This is a genomic window from Rhabdochromatium marinum (genome assembly GCF_016583795.1).
Taxonomy (GTDB): domain Bacteria; phylum Pseudomonadota; class Gammaproteobacteria; order Chromatiales; family Chromatiaceae; genus Rhabdochromatium; species Rhabdochromatium marinum.
Window position 1 is genome coordinate 1 of record NZ_NRRS01000068.1, and the last position, 20,036, is coordinate 20,036.

Below are 20,036 nucleotides of genomic sequence, written 5' to 3' on the forward strand. Positions count from 1 at the left end.
CCGTACCGAAAGGTAAAAACGATCTTGCTGGAACGGACTGAGCGCCATCGGTTGGGACTGCTCAACCAGGACTCCAGTTGCTCGCCAGTCATGGTGCTATCAACGGAGAGCGAATGACCGAATGCGTACATTTGAGTACAAAATTTGGAGCAGTGCAAGGCATGCTCCAGCTCATGCAGAGCATGGATCTGGAACCGGAATTGGCCGAATACATCGATCTGGCCATGCAATCCTCCACCGGACTGCTGACGCTGATCAACGCCAAATTGCTGACCATGATGCTGAAAAAACTCGGCCACCGCGTCTGCACCGCCATGAACGGTCGCCAGGCGGTAGAGGCGCTCTCTGGTCAACACTACGATCTGATTCTGATGGATGTGCAGATGCCGGAAATGGACGGCGTCGAAGCCACGCGCCATATTCGCACTAATCCCGAGGACATCCTGGATGCCTCCATCCCCATCATTGCCCTGACCACGCACACACTCAAGGGCGACCGGGATGCATTTCTTGCCGCCGGCATGAACGATGTGCTATCCAAACCCATCGACGCGCAAGCCCTGCGGGAAATCCTGGATCGCGCAGTCAAACAGGCTGCTGCTCAGTAAGGAAGCCTCAGTGCCTTGATGATCAGCTGTCTGCGTTCATGTTCGGGGCATTGGCAACAGAAAAGCAAAGATCGCGCCCTGCCCGCGCTGACTCCGTACGGTAATTTGTCCACCCTGCGCTTCAAGCCCCGGAAGCTGGTTGGCTGCGGATTTTCCACAACCACAGCCACTCCAAAACTTGCGTTGTGTCATAGAATTCTTTAGATTTGATTGCTGGCTATGGGCTCTGGACCTGAACTGGTTAGCCAATTCCAGCAAACCTGAATTTTGACCTAATCTTCAATCGTCACTTTGGTCTGTGAACCACCGCCGCTTCAACACCAGCCTGTCCTACCGCCATAGGGAGTGATTCCTTGTGGGGTTGAAGGCATCCTCCAGCGTCGCAGGCGCATTTGCCGCGCTGATGCTAATCCTGAGCGGATCAGCCCAGGCACTGAGCGTTGGCGCCTATTACGGCGACTATGACACGGCCACCAAGCAGGCGGGGCATCCAGCGACCTCACTGCGGGGGCCATTCCCTGAGCGCTGGTCTTTTACCGCGCAGGCCAAGCGCCCCTACCGGATTGGCGTGCTATTTCCACATCTCAAGGATCCATACTGGGTCGCGGTCAATTTTGGCATCGCCCAGCGGGCAGCAGCCAGTGGGGTGGATTTTCAGGTGCTGGTCGCCGGTGGCTACTCCAATCTGGCCGGTCAGATTCAGCAACTGAGCCAGTTGCGCGAGCAGCCTGTGGATGGAATCATTCTGGCTGGCGTTTCCTATGACAAGCTTGATGCGCAATTGGCGGAGACCAGGGCAGCCGGAATTCCGGTGGTTGCGGTCATCAACGATATTCAGGCACCGGACATCGCCGCCAAGTCGCTGGTCTCGTTCTACGACATGGGCTTCAAGCTGGGTGACTACCTGCGCCAGCAGATTGCTGGACATGACGGCGAGCAGACTGTCGCCTTCCTGCCGGGCCCCAAAGACACCGGCTGGGCACCAGAAAGTCTGCAAGGCTTCACCGATGCGCTTGCGGATGTCAGCACCATCACCCTGCTGCCACCGTTGTGGGGCGATACCAACGCAAAGACGCAGCGCAGCCTGATCCGGCGCGCCTTTCATTTCTATCCTAAGATCGATTATCTGGTCGGTAACGCGGTGATGGCCCTGGTGGCGCCTGAGGCACTGGCGCAACTGGGCGCGGTGGCGGCGAACACCCGCGTGTTGTCAACCTATCTGATCCCACAGGTGTACAATCACATCGCGGACGGGAAGGTCGCCGCCGCCGCAGCTGACATGAATATTGATCAGGGACGGATTGCACTCGATATGATAGTTAAGTGTTTAGACGGACAGCGTCCGGGCGTCGATTTCGCGTTTCGCGCCGGACCGCGAATTCCAGTGATCACGGCAGACACCATCGGCGATTTTCCCTTCGAACAGCTGTTTGGCACACGCGGATTCAAGCCGGTGCTCGACTCTCGTGCGGTCCGGGAAGAGAACGCCGGGGCCGATGCCAACAACAGCGCTGCAGCGCCGTCGGCACCATGAAACTCGCCTACAAACTGCTGCTGCCCATTACAGCAATCTTCGTGCTCGGCTTTGCCGCGCTCTATACCCTGTCGGTACGCACCGAGCAGACCGTGATCAATGCTTTCGAGCAGAAAGCCGATGCGGTTATCCTCGAACAACTTGGGCAGCAGCGCGATCAGCGCCTGGCCACCGAGCGCGGCTACTTGGCCTTTGTGGCGCGCATGGCGGCCCAGGTGGCGGTCGAGTTTGTCTCCAACATGAACTATGCCGGCATCGAGCAGCCGATACGGGAGCTGCTTGCGCTCCAGGGTGTCGAAGCAGTGCATGTGTTCGATGCGACCACCGACCAGACCTTTGTCGCCGCCTATCGCAAGGAGGGCCAGCCTGTGGTCGGCTCCGAGTTACCACCGGGGCTTGCACCTTTGCGCGAGCTGCGCCATCGCATGACCGACCGCTTCGAGGATCGCGAGGTAGACTACGGCTATATTTCCATCTACTACAACAATGCGCACTTACTTGATGAGATCGCGGCGATGGAACGTGCTTCGCTCGACGGCATCGAGCAAATCAAGGAAGACATCCAGTCAGCGATGTCGTCGCGCCTTCCCTTGCAGATTGGCGGGTTCGCGCTTGCCGCGCTCTTGCTGACCAGCGCGGTATTCGCACTGGTGTTTCGCTTCATACTCCAGCCGCTACGTACCCTGCACCACGGGCTCGACAGCTTTTTCGCGTTTCTGCACCAGCGTCAGGACCACATCGCGCCGATCGAACTGGCCAGCCGGGATGAATTCGGCGACATGGCCCGCTCACTCAATCGCAATATCGAGGTCAGCGCCACCCTGCACCGTTCCATCAGTTCACTCAATGAAAACCTGGAACTTAAGGTCAAGCAACGCACCCACGCCCTGAGCGAGATCAACGAAAAGCTGGAGCTGAGTCTCGATAGCGGGCGGATGGGCACCTTTAACTGGCACATCGACAGCAACCACAATTTCATTGATGCGCGCTGGGCACGCATGCTGGGCTATCAACCGGAGGAGCTGGATACCAGCTTCTCCGGCTGGAAGGCGCTCACACATCCAGACGACACCATCCCCACACAGCAACGAATCGAGGACTACCTGGCCGGGAAAACTCCCGATTATGAGGCGCAGTTTCGCATGCGCGCCAAATCTGGCGATTATGTCTGGATTCTGGCGCGCGGCAAGACCGTGGCCTGGGACGCGGAGGGTCGGCCGCAACGTCTGGCCGGCACTCACATGGACATCAGCCACATCAAGGAGGTGGAACATCGCCTGTGCGAAGCCACCGAACGCGCCGAGCAGGCGCTGGTGAAACTCCAGGAGATGCAAACGCAGCTGATCCACGCCGAGAAGATGGCGGCGCTCGGTCATCTGATTGCCGGCATTGCCCATGAAATCAACACCCCGCTGGGTGTGATCCAATCGAGCGGCAGTAATATCACCCATGCCCTTGGGCAAGCGCTGGTCGGTCTGCCCGAGCTCTATGTCCTGTTAACGGCGGATGAACAAGCCCTGTTCCTTGAGCTACTTGAGCAGGCACAGGGCGGCCAACGCATGCTCAGCAGCCGCGAAGCGCGGCAATACTGCCGCGCCCACACCAAGGCGCTGGAGCAAGCTGAAGTCCCTCGCGCCCGCAAGGTGGCGGACATGCTGGTTCAGCTCGGGGTGCTGGAAGCGCCTGCGCGTTTCCTGCCGCTGATGCGCCATCCACGCGCCGACTTTATTCTGGAGACCGCCTACAGCCTCGCCACTGTCATTGTGAACGCCGCCAATATCAATCACGCCGTCGAGCGCGCGGGTAAGATCGTGCAGGCGCTGAAGTCCTTCGCGCATCATGGCGCAAGCGGCGAGCGCAGCGAGACGGATGTGCGCGAGAACATTGAGACAGTGCTGACCTTGTATCATAACCAGATCAAGCAAAACGTCGAGCTGGTACGCCACTACGCCGAAGCGCCACCGCTGTTGGCCTATCCGGACGAGCTCTGCCAGGTGTGGACCAATCTAATCCAAAATGCCCTGCAAGCCATGGACTATTGTGGCACCCTAACCATTACGTTGGCACTGGAGGATGGCGCCGTGCAGGTAACAGTGACAGACACTGGCAGTGGCATCACCCCCGAGGTGCGCGAGCGCATCTTCGAGCCCTTCTTCACCACCAAGCGCGCGGGCGAGGGCACCGGACTCGGACTCGACATCGTCGCCAGGATCGTCGCCAGGCACCAGGGGCGCATCGATCTTGACAGCACGCCCGGCGTTGGCACCACCTTCAGGGTTTCTCTGCCCTATCTGGAGACTAAAACATGAAACGCAGCATTCTGCTCTGTGTCGATGATGAAATGATGGTTCTGACCGCGTTACGCGATCAGCTCAGGCGGGCCTTCGATGATCAGCACATGATCGAGGTCGCCGAGAGCGCCGAGGAAGGACTGGAAATCCTTGATGACCTCTCTGGCGATGGCTACATTCCGCTGGTGATTATTTCCGATTGGTTGATGCCAGGCATGAAAGGCGATGACTTCCTGATCGAGGCGCACCGACGTTTCCCGCATGTGATCAAAATCATGCTGTCCGGCCAGGCCGACGAGGCCGCCATCCTGCGTTCGCGTGAGCAGGCCAATCTGCACGAGTTCCTCGCCAAGCCCTGGGATGCGCAGACGTTGATCGCCTCCATCCGGTCTGGCTTGAACGACTTTCAGCACGAAAAACCCACGCTTTAAGCCCCTCCAGATTTCAGAAAGCTGGTGACTCAATAGCCGCTTGGGTCAACCAACCTCGACGGATCGACAGACCATCATGTTGCCTGCACTGCATTCAAAAATAGCGTAGCCGCCGCCTGCGGCGCCGAGGGGAAATACAGGTGCAGATAGCTCGCCGTCAGCGTGCCCTGGCGATACACCGGCTCGCCCTGGCCACCGTCGCGCTGGCGAATGCTATAGGTGCTGGGAATCAGCGGGGTGTCCATGGTTGAGTGATGAAAACTATGCCCGTGCAAGGTGCCAGCTGGCGTAACCAGGCGCTGCATGCCCAAGCCAGCCAGACGCGGCTGCAAGCACCCGTGACCGGGCAGCAGACCGACTAGGCGAGCGCTCTGTCCGTGCTTGTCGGTGAGGCTTTCCAATAAATAGAGCATGCCACCGCACTCGGCATAGAGCGGTCGATCAGCGGCGACATGGGCACGCAGGGCCTGGTGCATGGCCTGGTTGGCGGCCAGGGTCGGCAGATGCAATTCTGGATAACCGCCGGGCAGGTAGATGGCATCGGCCTCGACCGCCGAATCCTGCAGCGGCGAAAAAAATATCAGCTCCGCGCCCAGCGCCTCCAGCAGCCGCAGATTGGCGGCGTAGAGGAAGGAAAAAGCCGCATCCCGTGCCACGGCGATGCGTCGTCCGGCCAAAGATGGCGCCGGCAGCGGCTCCGGCGGCGGCTCCGGCGGCGGCGCGGGGAACTCGACTGCGGCCGGCAATTCAGCCAGCGGGATGTCGGCCAGGCGCGCAGCGGCTGCGTCCAGGCGCTGCTCCAGATCAGCGATCTCCTCGGCCTGCACCAGCCCCAGGTGGCGACTGGGCAACGCAGCCTCATCAAACCGCGGGATAGCGCCCAGCCAGGGCACCTCGGCGGGCAATCCAGCGCGCAGCATCTCGGTGTGGCGCACGCTGCCGACCCGGTTGGCGATTACCCCGGCAATCCGCAAACTAGGCCGATAGTGCACCAACCCCAGCGCCAAGGCGCCGAAGGTCTGTCCCATGCCGCGCGCGTCAATCAGCACCGCCACTGGCAACCCGAAGCGCTCGGCCAGATCAGCCCCCGAGGGATCACCATCGAACAGCCCCATGGCCCCCTCGACCAGAATCAGATCCGCTTCCGCTGCCGCCCTGTGCAGTGCGCACTGGCAGGCGGCCTCGCCAACCATCCACAAATCCAACGGCTCGACCTCGGCACCTGCGGCACGCGCCAGAATCATCGGATCGAGAAAATCCGGCCCAATCTTAAACACCCGCACCCGCCGCCCGGCGCGGCGATGATAGCGGGCGAGCGCCGCAGCCAGGGTAGTCTTGCCCTGCCCTGAGGACGTTGCCGCTAAAAAGAGCGCCGGGCAGCGGTGCGAACCGGCTGCCGCCGCGCGCGCCTGGGCCTCTTGCTCCGACATGCGCAGCGTTCTCCCCGGCGTCTCGCCATCGCGCACCCGGCCATCGGTGAGATGGTATTTGCGCCTATAACCGCGTGGAGTAAACAGACAGCCATCGCGCCGCTGGGTGCTGCGATTGCCTATGATCAGGGTGCTAAGCATGCCGATCTCGGCCTCGGCGACATCGGCCAGGGTGCGCAGCACGACCTGCTCGCCATCGCGATAGGCAGCCGTGACAATGGCGACGGGGGTGTCAGCGGGTCGATGGCGCAACAGGATGTCGCGCGCCCACAGTAGCTGCTCCTGGCGGCGGCGGCTGCGTGGGTTATAGAGCGCGATGAGCAAATCCGCCTGTGCGGCGGCTTCGACACGCGCAGCGATGGTGGACCACGGCGTCAGCTGATCGGACAGCGAGATGACGCAAAAATCCTGATTGAGCGGCGCGCCCAGACGTGCCGCACAGGCGCTCGCAGCGGTGATGCCCGGAAACACCCGCACCTCGGGAGCATCGCCGGGTTGCCAGCCCTCGGCAAACAGCAGCTCAAACAACGGCCCGGCCATGCCAAACAGACCGACATCGCCCGAGGAGATCAGCGCCACCCGCCGCCCCTGGCGCGCCAGCTCCAGCGCGGTGCGACAGCGTGCCAGCTCTTCGGTCATGCCTGAAGCGAGGCAGTCTTGCGCCTGGATCAGTTCCGCGATCAGTTCCAGATAGGGACGGTAGCCGATCACCGTCTCGACCCCGGCCAGTGCCTCGCGCGCCGCCAGGGTCATCTGGCGCGGATCGCCGGGGCCGATGCCGATGAGATGGATACAACCACTGGTCATGGTGCGTCTCCCTGCGCAATGCGCTCGATCTGGTCAACATCCAGGCTGGCCTCAATGGCATCGGCCAAGCGCTCGATAGCGACCTCACGTTTCGCGTCCTGGTCGCTGGCAACGGGTGCGTCAAGGCCGGCCCAGCGCAGCAGCGTGGCACAGGCTTCCGGGGTATCGAACAGGCCATGCACATAGGTACCGAGCACCTGATCATCCTCGGAGCGGGCACCGTCGTTGCGCTCCCTATCTACCTCGCCCAGCATGACCAGCGGCCGGGCCGTCGCCGGGCCGCTGGTGACGCCAGCGTGAATCTCATAACCACGCACTGCGGCCCCGGCCAGAGTGAGGCGCCCCTGCACCCGGCGCAATTGCTTCTCGGGCTGCAAGGTGGTTTCCACATCCAGCAAACCGAAGCCAGGGTGACTGCCCGGATCGCCCTCCAGGCCAGCGGGATCATGCACCGCACGCCCCAGCATCTGATAGCCGCCGCACAGGCCCATCAGCCGACCACCGTAGCGCAGATGGCGGCGCAGTGCTCCATCCCAGCCCGCCTGTTGCAGACAGACCATGTCACCGCGCACCGACTTGGAGCCGGGTAGCAGAATCAGGTCGCAGGGCGGTGGCGGGCGATCCGCCGGTACATAGCACAAGTCCACCTGGGGATGCAGGCGTAGCGGATCACAATCGGTGTGATTGCTGATGCGCGCCAACTGCGGCACCACCACCCGGAGCGTCGCCTGGGGCTTGGGCGCCTGTTCGGTGGCGACCGCGTCCTCGGCATCAAGTTGCCAGTTGTTTAGATACGGCAGCACGCCCAGCACCGGCCGCTGGGTGCGCGCATGCAGCCAGTCCAGCCCCGGTTCCAACAGGGCGCGGGCGCCGCGAAAGCGGTTGATGACAAAGCCACGCAGCCGTGCCTGTTCGCTGGGCGCCAGTAGATCCAGAGTGCCGACCAGTTGCGCAAAGACCCCACCCCGATCGATGTCGGCTACCAGCAGTACCGGGCAGTCGACCGCCTCGGCAAAGCCCATATTGGCAATATCCTGGTCGCGCAGATTGATTTCAGCCGGGCTGCCGGCGCCCTCCACCAGAATCAGCTCATACTGAGCGCACAGGCGCGCATGAGCGGCCAGCACCGCCTCGCGCGCGACGGCCTTGTAATCCTGATAGGCCATCGCGTCCATGTTGCCGATGGCGCGCCCCTGGACAATCACCTGAGCGCCCCGGTCGGTATTGGGCTTGAGCAGCACCGGATTCATGTCCACACTCGGCGCCAGCCCGCACGCCTGCGCCTGCACCGCCTGGGCGCGACCGATCTCACCGCCCTCGGCGGTCACCGCGCTGTTGAGCGCCATGTTTTGCGGCTTGAAGGGCGCCACCCGCACCCCGCGCCGGCGCAAAACCCGACACAGCCCGGTGACCAGCACGCTCTTGCCGGCATCTGAGGTGGTGCCCTGAATCATCAGGGTGCGGGCGGGTTGGGGTGAGGCAGAGAGGCTGGACATCATGGTGGTCATCCTAGCATGTTGAGGTCAGGCCACGATTGAGGTGCTGTGCAGTCATGGCCAGTGGCATGCGTTGCTGATGCGAACCTGTCCCTGACAACCCGACAGGCGGGATGCTATGCTGTGCCTCTGTGGTTCCCACTGTTCTGTTCACTGACAGGACAGGGGGTGAAAAGGGAATACGGTGGGATGTGCCGCGCGTTGTATCGCCGTCCATCGAGTCCGTAACTGTCCCCGCAACTGTAAGCGCCGAGGCGCGATCACTCTTTGCCACTGGCGACCCGCTGCACGGGTGCCGGGAAGGCGGATCGCCAGCCACTGACGCGCAAGTCAGGAGACCTGCCACAGCTGAATTTCAACCGCATGAAACCGGGACGGGCGATCCCGAGGAGCTGTTTGTCTATGCACATCGTCGATGGTGCCCTCTCTCTACCCGTGTTGCTTGGCGGCACCACGCTGGCCATCTCCGGCCTGGTGGTGGGCACGCGCGCGCTGGATTTGGCGCGCATTCCCGCCGCAGGTCTTCTGAGTGCGGTGTTTTTTGTCGCCTCCCTGGTGCATGTGCCCATAGGCCCCTCAAGTCTGCATTTGATCATGAACGGCCTGGCGGGTCTGGTGCTCGGCTGGGTGGCCTTTCCGGCGCTGTTCATCGGTCTGATGTTGCAGGCGCTGCTGTTCGGCTTCGGCGGCCTGACGGTGCTGGGGGTCAACACCCTCAATATCGCGTTGCCGGCGGTAGCGGTCTATTATCTGTGTCGGCGCGGGGTGGCAGGGCCGCAGGCGTCCCTGGCCGCGCTTTGGGCCGCAAGCGCCGGGGCGCTGGCAATTGCACTGACCGCCCTGATGGTGGCGGCGGAATTAGCGCTCTCCGGCGAGGCCTTCATCCCCGCTGCGCAACTGGTGCTGCTCAGCCATGTGCCAGTGATGGTGATCGAAGGCTTTGCGTGCGCCGCAGCCGTGACCCTGATCCGGCGCGCCCGCCCCGAGGTGCTCGGAATGACCGCAGCGCCGTCGTCTGAGGTCGCGACTCAGGCGCCGCAGGTGGCCTCATGAGCGCTCGGTCTCTCTCGTTTGGCGCCCTGGTGGCGCTGCTGTTGATGTGGCTGGCGCCCCCGGCATTGGCGCACAAGGTGGTGATGTCTGCCTGGGCGCTGGGTGAGGAGATCGAGGGCGAAGTGGGCTTCTCCAGCGGCGAAATGGCCGCGCCGGGGACTGAAGTGGACATTTTAGGGCCGGATGGCGAGCGGTTTGGTACCGTCGCCGTCGATGACGAAGGGCTGTTTCGCTTTCGCCCCCGCCAGGCCGTACCGCACACTTTTCGCGCCAATCTGGGTGCCGGGCATCTCGCCGAGACAACACTGGCTGTCGATGAATTGCCGCCGATCACAGCACCGGCTTCGGTCTCGGCTGAAGCCGCACCCAGTGCGGCCGCACCACCGTCTGCACTGACACCGGAGGCGCTCCAGGCGCTGATTGCCACCGCCGTGCAGCGCGAGATACGCCCACTGCGCCGCGAGTTGACCCGGCTGCGCAACAGCCAGCGGTTGCACGACATCCTGGGCGGCCTAGGCTATATCGCCGGCATTTTCGGCCTGCTGTTTTTCGTTTACGCCCGCCGCCGCTGAGGCTGCGGAGCAATTAACAGCCGAGGCGATGGGACATCGCACCCAGGCCGGCGCCCCCCTGCCCGGCGTGCCCGACCGCCATCCAGCGGTCGGGTCGCCGCTGCGCAGGTTGGATCCGCGCACCCGCCTGCTGGCAGTCTGCGCCTTTGCAGCCGTAGTCATTGTGCTGGAACAACCCGCCGCCCTGGGCGCCGCGCTGGCGCTGGCGCTGCTGCTGATTCTGGTGGCTCGACAGCCGTTGCGCCGCATTCTGCGCCCCCTGGCGGCCATGGACGGCTTGATGCTCATCATGCTGCTGACGCTGCCCTTCACCACCCCCGGTACACCGCTGTTGCAACTGGGCACCGAAGGCGCATGGGGCACGGCCAGTGTCGAAGGTTTATGGCTGGCGGTTGACATCGCCCTCACTGCCAACGCCATCCTGCTGATGCTGCTGGCACTGCTGGGTGATTTGGATCCGGTGCACCTGGGTCATGCCCTGCATCGGCTGCACCTGCCGATGGCGCTGGTGCAGTTACTGCAATTCACGCTGCGCTATATCAACCTGATTCATGACGAATTCAGCCGCCTGCGGGTTGCGATGCGCGCCCGCGGTTTTGTCGCCGGTACCAACAGACACAGCATCCGCAGTCTCGGCTATGCGCTCGGCACCCTGCTGGTGCGCAGCCTGGATCGCTCCGAGCGGGTGCTGTGCGCCATGCAGTGTCGCGGCTTTACCGGCCATTTTCCGGTGGTGGAGTCCTTGCGCTTTGGCAGCACCGATGCTCTTGTGGCGACGCTGGGCGTGTTGGTTTTCAGCGGCCTGCTGTGGCTGGAGTGGCATCTTGGCTGAGCTCTTCAGGGTGCGTGATCTGTGGTTTGCCTATCCCGGACGCGCGCCGGTGCTGCGCGGGGTTGATCTCGACCTCGCGCCCGGTCAGCGCCTGGCAGTCACCGGTGCTAATGGTGCCGGCAAGAGCACCCTGCTGTGGTTGCTGCTCGGCCTGCTGCGCCCAAACGCCGGGCAGATTGAGGCCTTTGGCGCCCCCCGGCGGGTCGAGGCGGAGTTTATCGAGGTGCGCCACCGCGCCGGGCTGGTGTTTCAGGATCCGGACAATCAGCTGTTTTGCCCCACGGTACTGGAGGACTGCGCCTTCGGCCCGCTGTGCCTGGGTCGGTCGCGCGCGCAGGCGCTGGCGGTGGTGGATCGCACCCTGGAACAACTCGGGCTGCTGCACCTGCGCGAGCGGATCACTTATCAACTCTCCGGTGGTGAAAAACGCCTGGTCAGTCTGGCCGCCGTGCTGTGCATGGAACCCGAGGTGTTGTTGCTTGATGAGCCAAGTAACGGCCTGGATGAAACCACCGGCGAGCGCCTGCTGTGCCTGCTCAAGGCGTTGCCGCAGGCCATGCTGCTGGTGTCCCATGATCGCGCCTTTCGTGAGCATCTCGCCACCACAGGCTGTCATTTACACGACGGGCGCCTGATCGCGCCTCCACCACAGGAGACCCAACATCCATGACCGACGAAGTTGTCCTGCTCGCCGCCCACGGCGCCCGTGATCCGGGGTTTGAGGGCAATCGGGAAGTCCAGCACTGCACCGCGCGTTGGCGCGAACGCCATCCAGACACTGAGATCCAGGTGTGCTGGATCGAGCATGCTCCGGTGCTGCTTGAGGAGGGACTGGAACGCGCCGTTGCCAGCCTGGACGCCCCTGATGCACGAGAAGGTGGCGGCCGGGTGCTGGTGCTGCCGCTGATTCTCAATGCCGCGAGCCATGTGAAAGGCGATATCCCGCACGCCATCGCCGCCGCGCGCGAACGCCATCCCGGTGTCGAATTCCGCTATGGCTGGCATCTGGGCACCACCGAGCAATTGCTCAAAGCGCTGCGCCACCGACTGCATGCGGCCATGGCGGCACTGCACATGCCCGACCCGCGCACCACTGGCGTGGTGTTGCTCGCGCGCGGTGCCTCGGATCGGGAGGCCACGGGCGAGGTGGCCAAGATGGCGCATTGGTTGTTCGAGACCACCCAGCATGAGCTGATCATGCCAGCGTTCACCGACTGCTGCTTTCCGCGCCTGGAGCAAGTGGTGCAGCGGTTGGATGCGCTCGCTTGCAGCCAGATCATCGTGCTACCGTATTATCTGTTCACCGGCCGCCTGATCAAACGCATTCGCGAGCAGGTCGCGCGGCTCGGGCGTCAGTATCCAACCCGCGTAATCCATCAGGCCGATTACATCAACGACCACGAGCAATTGCTGGATCTGCTGGACCTGCGTTTACAGCAGTGTCGCGACGGCTCGGGTCTGCAACCTTGCGACGGCTGCGCACTGGCATTGGCCACCGAGGGACATACGCACGACGAAGATCACCACCATAAAGGCGGCCTCAATGCCGTCTGATGCCGCACCAACCAGTCCCACGCCGGAGCGAACGCGCTTTGGCCGTCTGATCGGTGCCTCGCTCGGCCCCGGCGATCCCGGATTGATCACCCGTGCCGCCTGGCAGGCGCTCACCATGGGCGCTTGCTGGGCTTGGCCCCTGAGCGGAGCCAGTGCCACGTATCAGCCGAGTCACGCACTGGGTATCGCCCAGCGCGCCGGGCTGGAACCGCCGGCGAACAGCCTGGCGCTGCATTTTCCGATGACCCGCGACCCGGCCACACTGGCGGCGGCTTGGGCGCAGGCGGCGACTGAGGTCGTCAAGCGGCTGCGCGGTGGGCGCGATCTGGTGTTCTTGGTCGAGGGCGATGGTTCCACCCATTCCACCTTTGGACATCTGGCCCGTGCGGTGCGAGCGCTCGAGCCGCGCATCCCCATCGAGACCATCGCTGGGGTGCCGTCCTTCACTGCGGCTGCGGCCGCAAGCGGCATTGCACTGGCCGAGGGCGAAGAGTCCATCGCCATCTGCGCGGCACCACGCGCGCTGCGGGATCTGGATGCCTGGCTGGCTCGTGCCGAAACCCTGGTGCTGCTCAAAGTGCGTCCGGTGCTGGATGCGCTCATTGAGGCCCTGGCGACGCGCAAGTTGCTCGCGAGCGCGGTTTTCGTTGATCGGGTTGGCACGCCCAATGAACGCATTGTCACCGACCTGACCCGCTTGCGCGGGGAACGGGTGGCCTATCTGTCCTTAGTACTAATCCGGCCTGTGATTCCGAGCCAACCTCGGGAAGAACGCCCCTGGATCAGCCAGGCCGAGACGCTGATCGCGACCTTGACTGAGCCGGGCGCGCGCCTGGCTGCGAGCCTTGGGCAAAGGCTGAGCGCCGAAGACGGAGCACCGGTGCGCCTGCTCCTGCCCGAGCGTCTGCGCCCGGTAGCCACTGCGGCCTTGGCACCCCCGGTGACTGGGAAGGCCAAGCGCATCGAACTGACCACCCATGGCGATGGGCTCGCCGCCGCGCTGCCTGCCTGGTTTACGGGAGCCGCTCCAGAGGACCATCCGCGCCAGCTGATTTTTATCGGCGCCGCTGGCCTGATCATTCGTCTGCTTGCACCCCATCTGCGCGACAAGCGCTGTGATCCGGCGGTGGTGGTCATCGACGAGGCCAGTCGCTTTGTGATTCCGCTGCTCGGCGGCCACCTCGGCGGGGCCAATGCCCTAGCCCGCCAGCTTGCCGAGCGCCTGCACGCGCAACTGGTGCTAACCACAGCGAGCGATGTGCAGGGCACCATTGCTGTCGATCTGCTTGGGCGCGAGCTTGGCTGGCAGATCGAGGCCAGCGCGGCGGCGCTGCGCCGGGCTGCGAGTTGCGTGGTCGATGGGCGGCCGGTGCTGCTGATCGAGGAAGCCTGCGGGCGCGAGTGGTGGACTGGAGTTGATGCCGCGCGTGGAGCACCTCCAGCCAATATCCACTGTTTGCCCAGTTTTGAAGCCGCCGCCGCGCAGGGACTCGACACCGCCTGCGCGGTACTGTGGGTCACCCACCGACGCATTGATGCCGACCTGCAACGGCGTCTCGGCGAGCGCCTGGTGCTATACCGACCACCCCGTGACACGGACGCACCGCCGGTCGCCGAGCAGGCAATGGCTGTCACCCTCGGCGTCGGCTGCGACCGGGGCGCCGCGCTTGAGACCGTCGCGCACTGTGTCGATGCCGCGCTGGCGCAACTGGATGCACCCCAGGTGCAAATGCTGGCCAGCGTCACCCAGAAACAGGACGAACCCGCCATCCAGGCCCTGGCTGCGGCGCGCGGCTGGCCGCTGCATTTCTACCCGCCGGCCGAGTTGGCCAAGATCCCGGTGGCCAATCCCTCCGAGACCGTCCGTCGCGTGCTCGGCACGCCAGCGGTGGCCGAGGCCGCCGCGCTGCGTGCCGCTGGCGCCGAGCTGAAGGATTTGCTGATCGAAAAGCAGACCCATCGCGGCGCCGATGGCAAGCATGCCACCGTGGCTGTCGCACGCGCGCGAAATGCCGCATCAGGCTCCCCATAACAATCAGTCAATTTCAACATCAGTCAATTTCGACACATTACGCGTCATTCACTTGCGGCACGTTATTCCGATTACTCGGTTAATTGGGTCCGTGCGGCAGCTAGCCCCGATCAGCTTGTATCATGCGTAACAGAATTCTCTATCGCACGCTGCTGAGCGCTATCTTGCTGCTGGTTCTTGCCGCCTGCAGCGATCAACCAGCTCTGAGTCCATTGCCAGCGGACGCGGTCATCCTCGCCTTTGGCGACAGCTTGACCGAAGGCGTGGGTGCCAACAAAGAACAGAGTTACCCGGCGGGACTGGCGACCTTGATCGACCGGCGAGTGATCAACGCCGGCATCTCTGGTGAGGAAAGCGATGCCGGCTTGGCACGCTTGCCGGATCTGCTCGCCACCTGGCAGCCCGATCTGGTCATTCTCGGCCATGGTGGCAATGATTTTCTGCGCAAACGCGACACGGATCAGACCAAAGCCCATCTGAGCCAGATGATCGCACTCGCACGCGAGCAGGGCAGCGAAGTGGTTCTGTTGGGCATCCCGCGTCCGGGCTTGCTGGTGCGCACCCATCCGCTCTATGACGAACTGGCCCAAGAGCTCGAAGTGCCACTGCAGGCCAAGGCGATTGCGGAGATCCTTGCCGACAAGACGCTGAAGTCCGATCAGATCCACCCCAACGCCCAAGGGTATCGCCAACTCGCCGAGGCGATCGAACGTCTGCTGCGGCAAGCCGGCGCACTGTCGCTGGGCTGATTGGCGTCGTCAGAATTGGTGCGTGCTTTTGCAGGAAACCCTCGGCCTGGGTTGGTGGGTGGTGCCGGATGAACTGGCTGACTCAGCTCAGGCCCAAAGCTAACAACTGTTCGGCGGGCGGCGCGGCACCTGGGCCATTGAGATCAAGATAAAGCCTCGTACCCAAAACCGACAAGGGTTTTTACATCGCCCTGGATGATCTCAAGCCGGATCGCGCCTTTGTGGTCTATGCCGGTACCGAGCGCTACCCCAAGGCACCAGGAATCGAGGCAATCGGGTTGCGGAAGCTGGCGCCGGAAGTCGCGACGGGGACAGTCACGATGCACGGCTAGCGTTGCGGTAAGCCGATCCGCGCGTCGTGCCCGTTAGGCGTTTTTAAATAAATCTGCCCCCTTTTCCCGTCTATTTATCAGTGGGTTGTCGATTTGAACGTTGCAATAACCGGCGAGCGTAGCGAGTCCGTGTTGATTGGCTTTGTTAGCCATTTATGTTGTGTTATTTTGCTGTGTTATTGTCGAATTCGATACTGTTTTCTGTGCATGTGGTTAGTGCAACTTTAGATAAATATTCAAATGCAAAAATGGATTTTTTCCCTATCTCTATCGAGCCAAATTGCAAATCAACACCAAGATCCTTTCTCACGCATTTTCCTAACACAAGCCGTTTTACAAGATCGTCAGGTATTGAATACATTATTTCACATTTTGCTTGTCCGATTCCATCCTCGATATTGGAAATAGTCATTCTTCTCTTATTTACACCTGTTCTCAGTTTGTGATGAATTATCCCTGCCCGAGAATCGATTAGTTTGCCAGCCAGTTCTTTATTATGCTCAAATATTTTCTTTCCAAGGATACAGTATGAAAAATGTTTTTTTTGCTCCCAAATGCTTTTATGATTACCCATGAAACTCAGCCACTTTCCGGGAGACAGATTGATTTTTCTTGAATAGCCTGAGGGGACTGATTTTTTTTCACGTTGTTTGTGAAAATTAATCTGTCTCCCGCTTTTAAAAGAAAAATAAAATCAGTCCCCCACCTCCATTTGGCTGAGCTTTTTACGTAATCAGGAATGCTTTTGCTAAGCTACTCCACATCTTTTTATGTTCATTATTATCAATAAATGCCAAATAAAGATAACTGCCAGAGTAATCGTATAGCGATATTAAGTTAAATATAAAATCGTCAAACAGATAGCAACCGTAATCTTTTCTATGTTCATGGCATTCTTGTAGGTTGCTATGGAGCAACTGTTTTTCCATAAATGCGTGCTGTAGATTCGGATTCCCGCTTGGGCTTCTGGTGGACATACGTCATGACCGTAATTTTAAATACTTGGACTGCGGCGATCTCCATATGGGGTTTGCCAGGGTCCGGTGTGACAAATGCGGCCATGAATACCTCCCGGTATTTTTAAGCAATGTTTGCAGATGCCGTGACCTCAGAAACCACCACCCGGTTCCGCCCGTTGTTCTTGGCCTTATAAAGGGCCTGGTCCGCCATGTTCAAGCATTGCTCAGCAATGGTGTCTTCCCGGGGAATATTAAAATAAATTCCCGCACTAATGGTGAAGTTAATCTTCCGGTCACCATGGGTGATATGGCTGTCTTGCATATATCCGCGCAGATCATCAGTATAGGCGGCGATCTTTAGGGCGTCCTTGCCCATGCATATAATGGCGAACTCCTCACCGCCGATCCGGCACACGATATCTGAACGCCGCTGGAACCGCTCCATAAGGATTCTGCCAAATCGTTTTAGGCATTTATCTCCGGCAGGATGGCCATAGGTGTCGTTGATGCTCTTGAAATGGTCAATGTCGAGGATGACAACCGAAAAGTGGATGGCGCTGCGCTTGCATATGTCAAACATCCGCCGGAATTGCTCGTCAAATGTCCGCCGGTTAAAAAGACCGGTCAACCCGTCAGTACTGCTCAACTCCTCTAAGGCATTGTTTGCCTCGACCAGCTTTTGGTTGAGTTTGCGTACTTTCTGTATCCAGAACAAGGAAATGAGCACCATGACGGAAAGTACTCCCAGGATCTTCCAGAAGGGAGAATAGTCAAATTTTTGCTCCACCTTTACGCTGAGCCATTGATCCAGAATCCGGGACTTTTCCTGGTCAGACAAGGACATAATAAGTTTTTGAAAAATTGCCCCCAACAGAGGCTCGTCACTCCGGGTGCCGATACAGGGCTGCCAGTCCATGGGCATTTTACCTGCAATCTTGACATCCACGATTTTTTCCTGCCGCAAATGATAACCGATACTGGTCATGGTTTCGATAAAGCCAAACAACTCTCCTCTCTGTAGCTTTGCGATACCTTCCGGATCGTTGTCCACCGCCACAAGGGACATGCGGGGATAGGCGGATTTAAGTCTTTCATAAGTAGGTGATGCCCTGATGACCCCCATGGGACGATCCAAGAATTTCCTAATGTCGTCAATGAAGGGCGCATTAACAGAGGTGGCGATAACATTGGGGACGGTAAGATAGGGGCTTGTAAAATCCATGAACTGCTGCGTTTCATCTGTTTTCATGACGTCCATACAAAAATCGCACTTCTTCTGCCTGATCAACCGGAACAAGTCCGCCCAAGAGTCGCACTTCTCTACAATTATGGCGATGGGCAGCTTCTTGCCCAAAAGTGCCATCAAATCAGCACCGATCCCTGTGTAACGGCCGTCGTTGCCGACCTTTCCAAAGGGCAGCCGGTCGGAGAGCACGCAAAGAACCAGCTTTTTCTTTTTTTTCAGATAGGCCAGCTCTTTTTTCGAAAACCTGAGCATGTAATCTGAAAAGCTCCCGGTTCTGGGAGAAAGCCAGGTGGTTTCAAGCATCTGCCAGTCTGCGGCGGACAGGGATTTTAAGGCCTTATTAAGAATGCTGTCCAGAGGGGCCAGGTCCGGCCGGACACCGAAACGTAGATCTTCAGGCGGCACCCCTTCAAAGTTAAGCTCTCCGGCAACCACCAGATTAACCAGCCCAAACTTTCGGATGTAGTGGTTTCCGGTATTAAGCGGAGAGACCACAGCGTCCAGATCCCCAAAGGATAAGGCCTTCATCATGGCGGAGTGATTGTCATATTCACGCAAATGGGGGCCGACAACTGTGGATAGTGCCTCTTTATAAAAGACATCTGTGGTAATGCCCACAGAAAGGCCTCTCAAGCTGTTGACATCTTTGTAGTCTCTAAACTCGTTTCTCACAAAAACCACTGTTGGAATGGCGTGATAGGCCTCCGTATACCGGGTAAATTTTGTCCGGTCTTTGGTATAGGAAATGTTGGCAGTAGCTTCCAACTGGCCGGTTTTAAAAAGATAAAGCACCTTGGACCAGTCATCCACAACATAGGAAAATTTCATTCCGGTCTTTTCGGAAATGATATCCAGAAGGGACGCGGTATAGCCCACCTGGCGGCCCTGGCTGGTAAAGCTGAAGGGAGAAAAATCTGCCAGCATCCCCATGGAGACAATCGGGTGATCTCGAATAAAAGCCTTTTCCCCATCGGTCAAAAAAAGCTTGGAATCATCTTTGTTTAGATAGGGATATTGGCTCCACTTGCGGGTCAGAGCTGTAAGTGTTTCCTTTGGAAGCGTTTTCAACAATTTGGCCAGAATCGAATGGAGCCGGGGTTCCTTTTGTGATACGCCCAGCCGGTAGTCCTCCTCTGTGACCCCTTCTATCTTAAAGGGCCCGGCCACTCCCAACCCGGTGAGGTTATTGTCCCGGGCAATGAAATGTCCGGTTAATTCGCTGGACACCACCGCATCTATCCAGCCAAAGGAAAGGGCCTTCATAAGTGAGATATAATCATCATACTCGTGAACTTCGACCAAATCTTTCAAGCGGATGGCATCGGCGTAATAAATATCTTTTATGATACCGACCCTTTTCCCCTTAAGGCTTTTCAACCCCGAAAAGGGGGAGGGGATTTCCCCGGTCCGCATGAACAGGACAAGCTTTTTAATGTGATAAGCCGGGGTGAAGAGCATCCATTTGCTACGGTCCTCGGTAAAGGAGATCTGATCGATGACATCCAGTTCCCCTTTTTTAAAAGACGAAAAAACATTGGACCAGCTGCCTAGAACATAGTTAAATTTCAGTCCTGACTTTTGTTCCAAAAGATGAAGCAGGTCAATGGAGAACCCGTTAATTCTTCCCTGGGAGTAAAATGAATAGGGGAGCTCGTTATCAATAACACCAATGGTTATCTGCTTTTTTTCCTGAATGTACGCTTTTTCCTCAGGCGTCAGCGCCTTTTGGTTTTCCGTTGCATGAACAGTGACGGCAATACCTATCAAGGAGAGAGCCAGAATTATTTTAAAGATGCGAATCATCAAAGCACAAAAATTCCTTAAATTCGTTTATCCATATCGATGGATTGAGGATAATTTTTCGCAGGATAAACATTTGTGTCACCTTCCCCTGAAGCAAATATCGGAATGCTTATAGTCATACAGAGAAGGCAAACTGCTAATGTGTAATTAATTCTCATTTTCATGCCTTTGTTGCGAGGCCATCACGGTAGGACGGCCAGTTACCCGGCCGCCCCCGTACAGATCCCGGCGTGCGGAACTACCGCACCGGGCTCCTCGAAGTGATTCGCTTCACACGCGGCAACATTGCATAATACTCAGAAGCTGT

15 protein-coding genes, 1 pseudogene and 1 riboswitch are annotated in these 20,036 nt (G+C 59.6%); of the genes and pseudogenes, 11 read left to right on the forward strand and 5 right to left on the reverse strand.

Features of this window, described 5'->3' with window-relative positions:
- Positions 1-161 precede the first annotated feature (161 nt).
- The 4 genes from CKO36_RS15130 to CKO36_RS15145 all read left to right on the forward strand — a co-directional run bounded on the left by CKO36_RS15130 (position 162) and on the right by CKO36_RS15145 (position 4,864).
- Positions 162-608 carry a response regulator gene (locus CKO36_RS15130; RefSeq protein ID WP_242469646.1) on the forward strand — a complete coding sequence of 149 codons (447 nt, stop codon included), beginning with the start codon at positions 162-164 and terminating at the stop codon, positions 606-608.
- A gap of 403 nt (positions 609-1,011) precedes the next feature.
- The gene (gene torT / locus CKO36_RS15135) at positions 1,012-2,142 is read left to right on the forward strand and encodes a TMAO reductase system periplasmic protein TorT (RefSeq protein WP_200285250.1); all 1,131 of its coding nucleotides are present in this window, start codon (positions 1,012-1,014) and stop codon (positions 2,140-2,142) included.
- Positions 2,139-4,451, forward strand: coding sequence for a sensor histidine kinase (locus CKO36_RS15140; protein WP_200285259.1), 2,313 nt, complete (start codon positions 2,139-2,141; stop codon positions 4,449-4,451). The genes torT and CKO36_RS15140 overlap by 4 nt, the downstream gene beginning before the upstream one ends.
- On the forward strand, positions 4,448-4,864 hold the full coding sequence (locus tag CKO36_RS15145) for a response regulator (protein WP_200285261.1): 417 nt from the start codon (positions 4,448-4,450) through the stop codon (positions 4,862-4,864). The genes CKO36_RS15140 and CKO36_RS15145 overlap by 4 nt, the downstream gene beginning before the upstream one ends.
- 74 nt (positions 4,865-4,938) lie before the next feature.
- Here the strand turns inward: CKO36_RS15145 and CKO36_RS19875 are convergent, their stop codons facing one another.
- From CKO36_RS19875 to CKO36_RS15155, 3 genes and pseudogenes are all read right to left on the reverse strand, one after another.
- Positions 4,939-6,294, reverse strand: a complete 1,356-nt coding sequence (locus tag CKO36_RS19875) for a cobyrinic acid a,c-diamide synthase CobB (protein WP_242469650.1) — start codon at positions 6,292-6,294, stop codon at positions 4,939-4,941.
- Between the two features lie 78 nt (positions 6,295-6,372).
- Positions 6,373-7,101: pseudogene (cobJ, locus tag CKO36_RS19880) on the reverse strand (precorrin-3B C(17)-methyltransferase); the annotation flags it as partial.
- Positions 7,098-8,600 (reverse strand): cobyric acid synthase, encoded by a 1,503-nt coding sequence (locus CKO36_RS15155; RefSeq protein ID WP_242469647.1) that lies wholly within the window; start codon positions 8,598-8,600, stop codon positions 7,098-7,100. The pseudogene cobJ and the gene CKO36_RS15155, both read right to left, overlap by 4 nt.
- A gap of 112 nt (positions 8,601-8,712) precedes the next feature.
- Positions 8,713-8,958, forward strand: a riboswitch (cobalamin riboswitch).
- 41 nt (positions 8,959-8,999) lie between these two features.
- Here CKO36_RS15155 and cbiM point away from each other — a divergent pair.
- The 7 genes from cbiM to CKO36_RS15200 all read left to right on the forward strand — a co-directional run bounded on the left by cbiM (position 9,000) and on the right by CKO36_RS15200 (position 15,389).
- Positions 9,000-9,650, forward strand: a complete 651-nt coding sequence (gene cbiM, locus CKO36_RS15160) for a cobalt transporter CbiM (RefSeq protein WP_200285265.1) — start codon at positions 9,000-9,002, stop codon at positions 9,648-9,650.
- Positions 9,647-10,222, forward strand: coding sequence for a hypothetical protein (locus tag CKO36_RS15165; RefSeq protein ID WP_200285267.1), 576 nt, complete (start codon positions 9,647-9,649; stop codon positions 10,220-10,222). The genes cbiM and CKO36_RS15165 overlap by 4 nt, the downstream gene beginning before the upstream one ends.
- A 28-nt stretch (positions 10,223-10,250) precedes the next feature.
- Entirely contained in the window at positions 10,251-11,054 is an 804-nt protein-coding gene (gene cbiQ, locus CKO36_RS15170; RefSeq protein ID WP_200285269.1) for a cobalt ECF transporter T component CbiQ, read from the forward strand.
- Entirely contained in the window at positions 11,047-11,724 is a 678-nt protein-coding gene (locus CKO36_RS15175) for an energy-coupling factor ABC transporter ATP-binding protein (protein ID WP_242469648.1), read from the forward strand. The genes cbiQ and CKO36_RS15175 overlap by 8 nt, the downstream gene beginning before the upstream one ends.
- Complete coding sequence (locus tag CKO36_RS15180; RefSeq protein WP_200285273.1) at positions 11,721-12,608, forward strand: sirohydrochlorin chelatase; 888 nt, start codon at positions 11,721-11,723, stop codon at positions 12,606-12,608. Before CKO36_RS15175 ends, CKO36_RS15180 begins: the two co-directional genes overlap by 4 nt.
- The gene (gene cobI, locus CKO36_RS19885) at positions 12,598-14,640 is read left to right on the forward strand and encodes a precorrin-2 C(20)-methyltransferase (RefSeq protein ID WP_242469649.1); all 2,043 of its coding nucleotides are present in this window, start codon (positions 12,598-12,600) and stop codon (positions 14,638-14,640) included. Before CKO36_RS15180 ends, cobI begins: the two co-directional genes overlap by 11 nt.
- A 122-nt stretch (positions 14,641-14,762) precedes the next feature.
- On the forward strand, positions 14,763-15,389 hold the full coding sequence (locus CKO36_RS15200; protein ID WP_200285275.1) for an arylesterase: 627 nt from the start codon (positions 14,763-14,765) through the stop codon (positions 15,387-15,389).
- Positions 15,390-15,884: 495 nt separating this feature from the next.
- On the opposite strand, the gene CKO36_RS15205 is transcribed toward CKO36_RS15200, so the two are convergent.
- Entirely contained in the window at positions 15,885-16,295 is a 411-nt protein-coding gene (locus tag CKO36_RS15205; RefSeq protein ID WP_200285277.1) for a hypothetical protein, read from the reverse strand.
- A gap of 506 nt (positions 16,296-16,801) precedes the next feature.
- Complete coding sequence (locus CKO36_RS15210) at positions 16,802-19,729, reverse strand: transporter substrate-binding domain-containing protein (protein WP_242469651.1); 2,928 nt, start codon at positions 19,727-19,729, stop codon at positions 16,802-16,804.
- Positions 19,730-20,036: the final 307 nt, after the last annotated feature.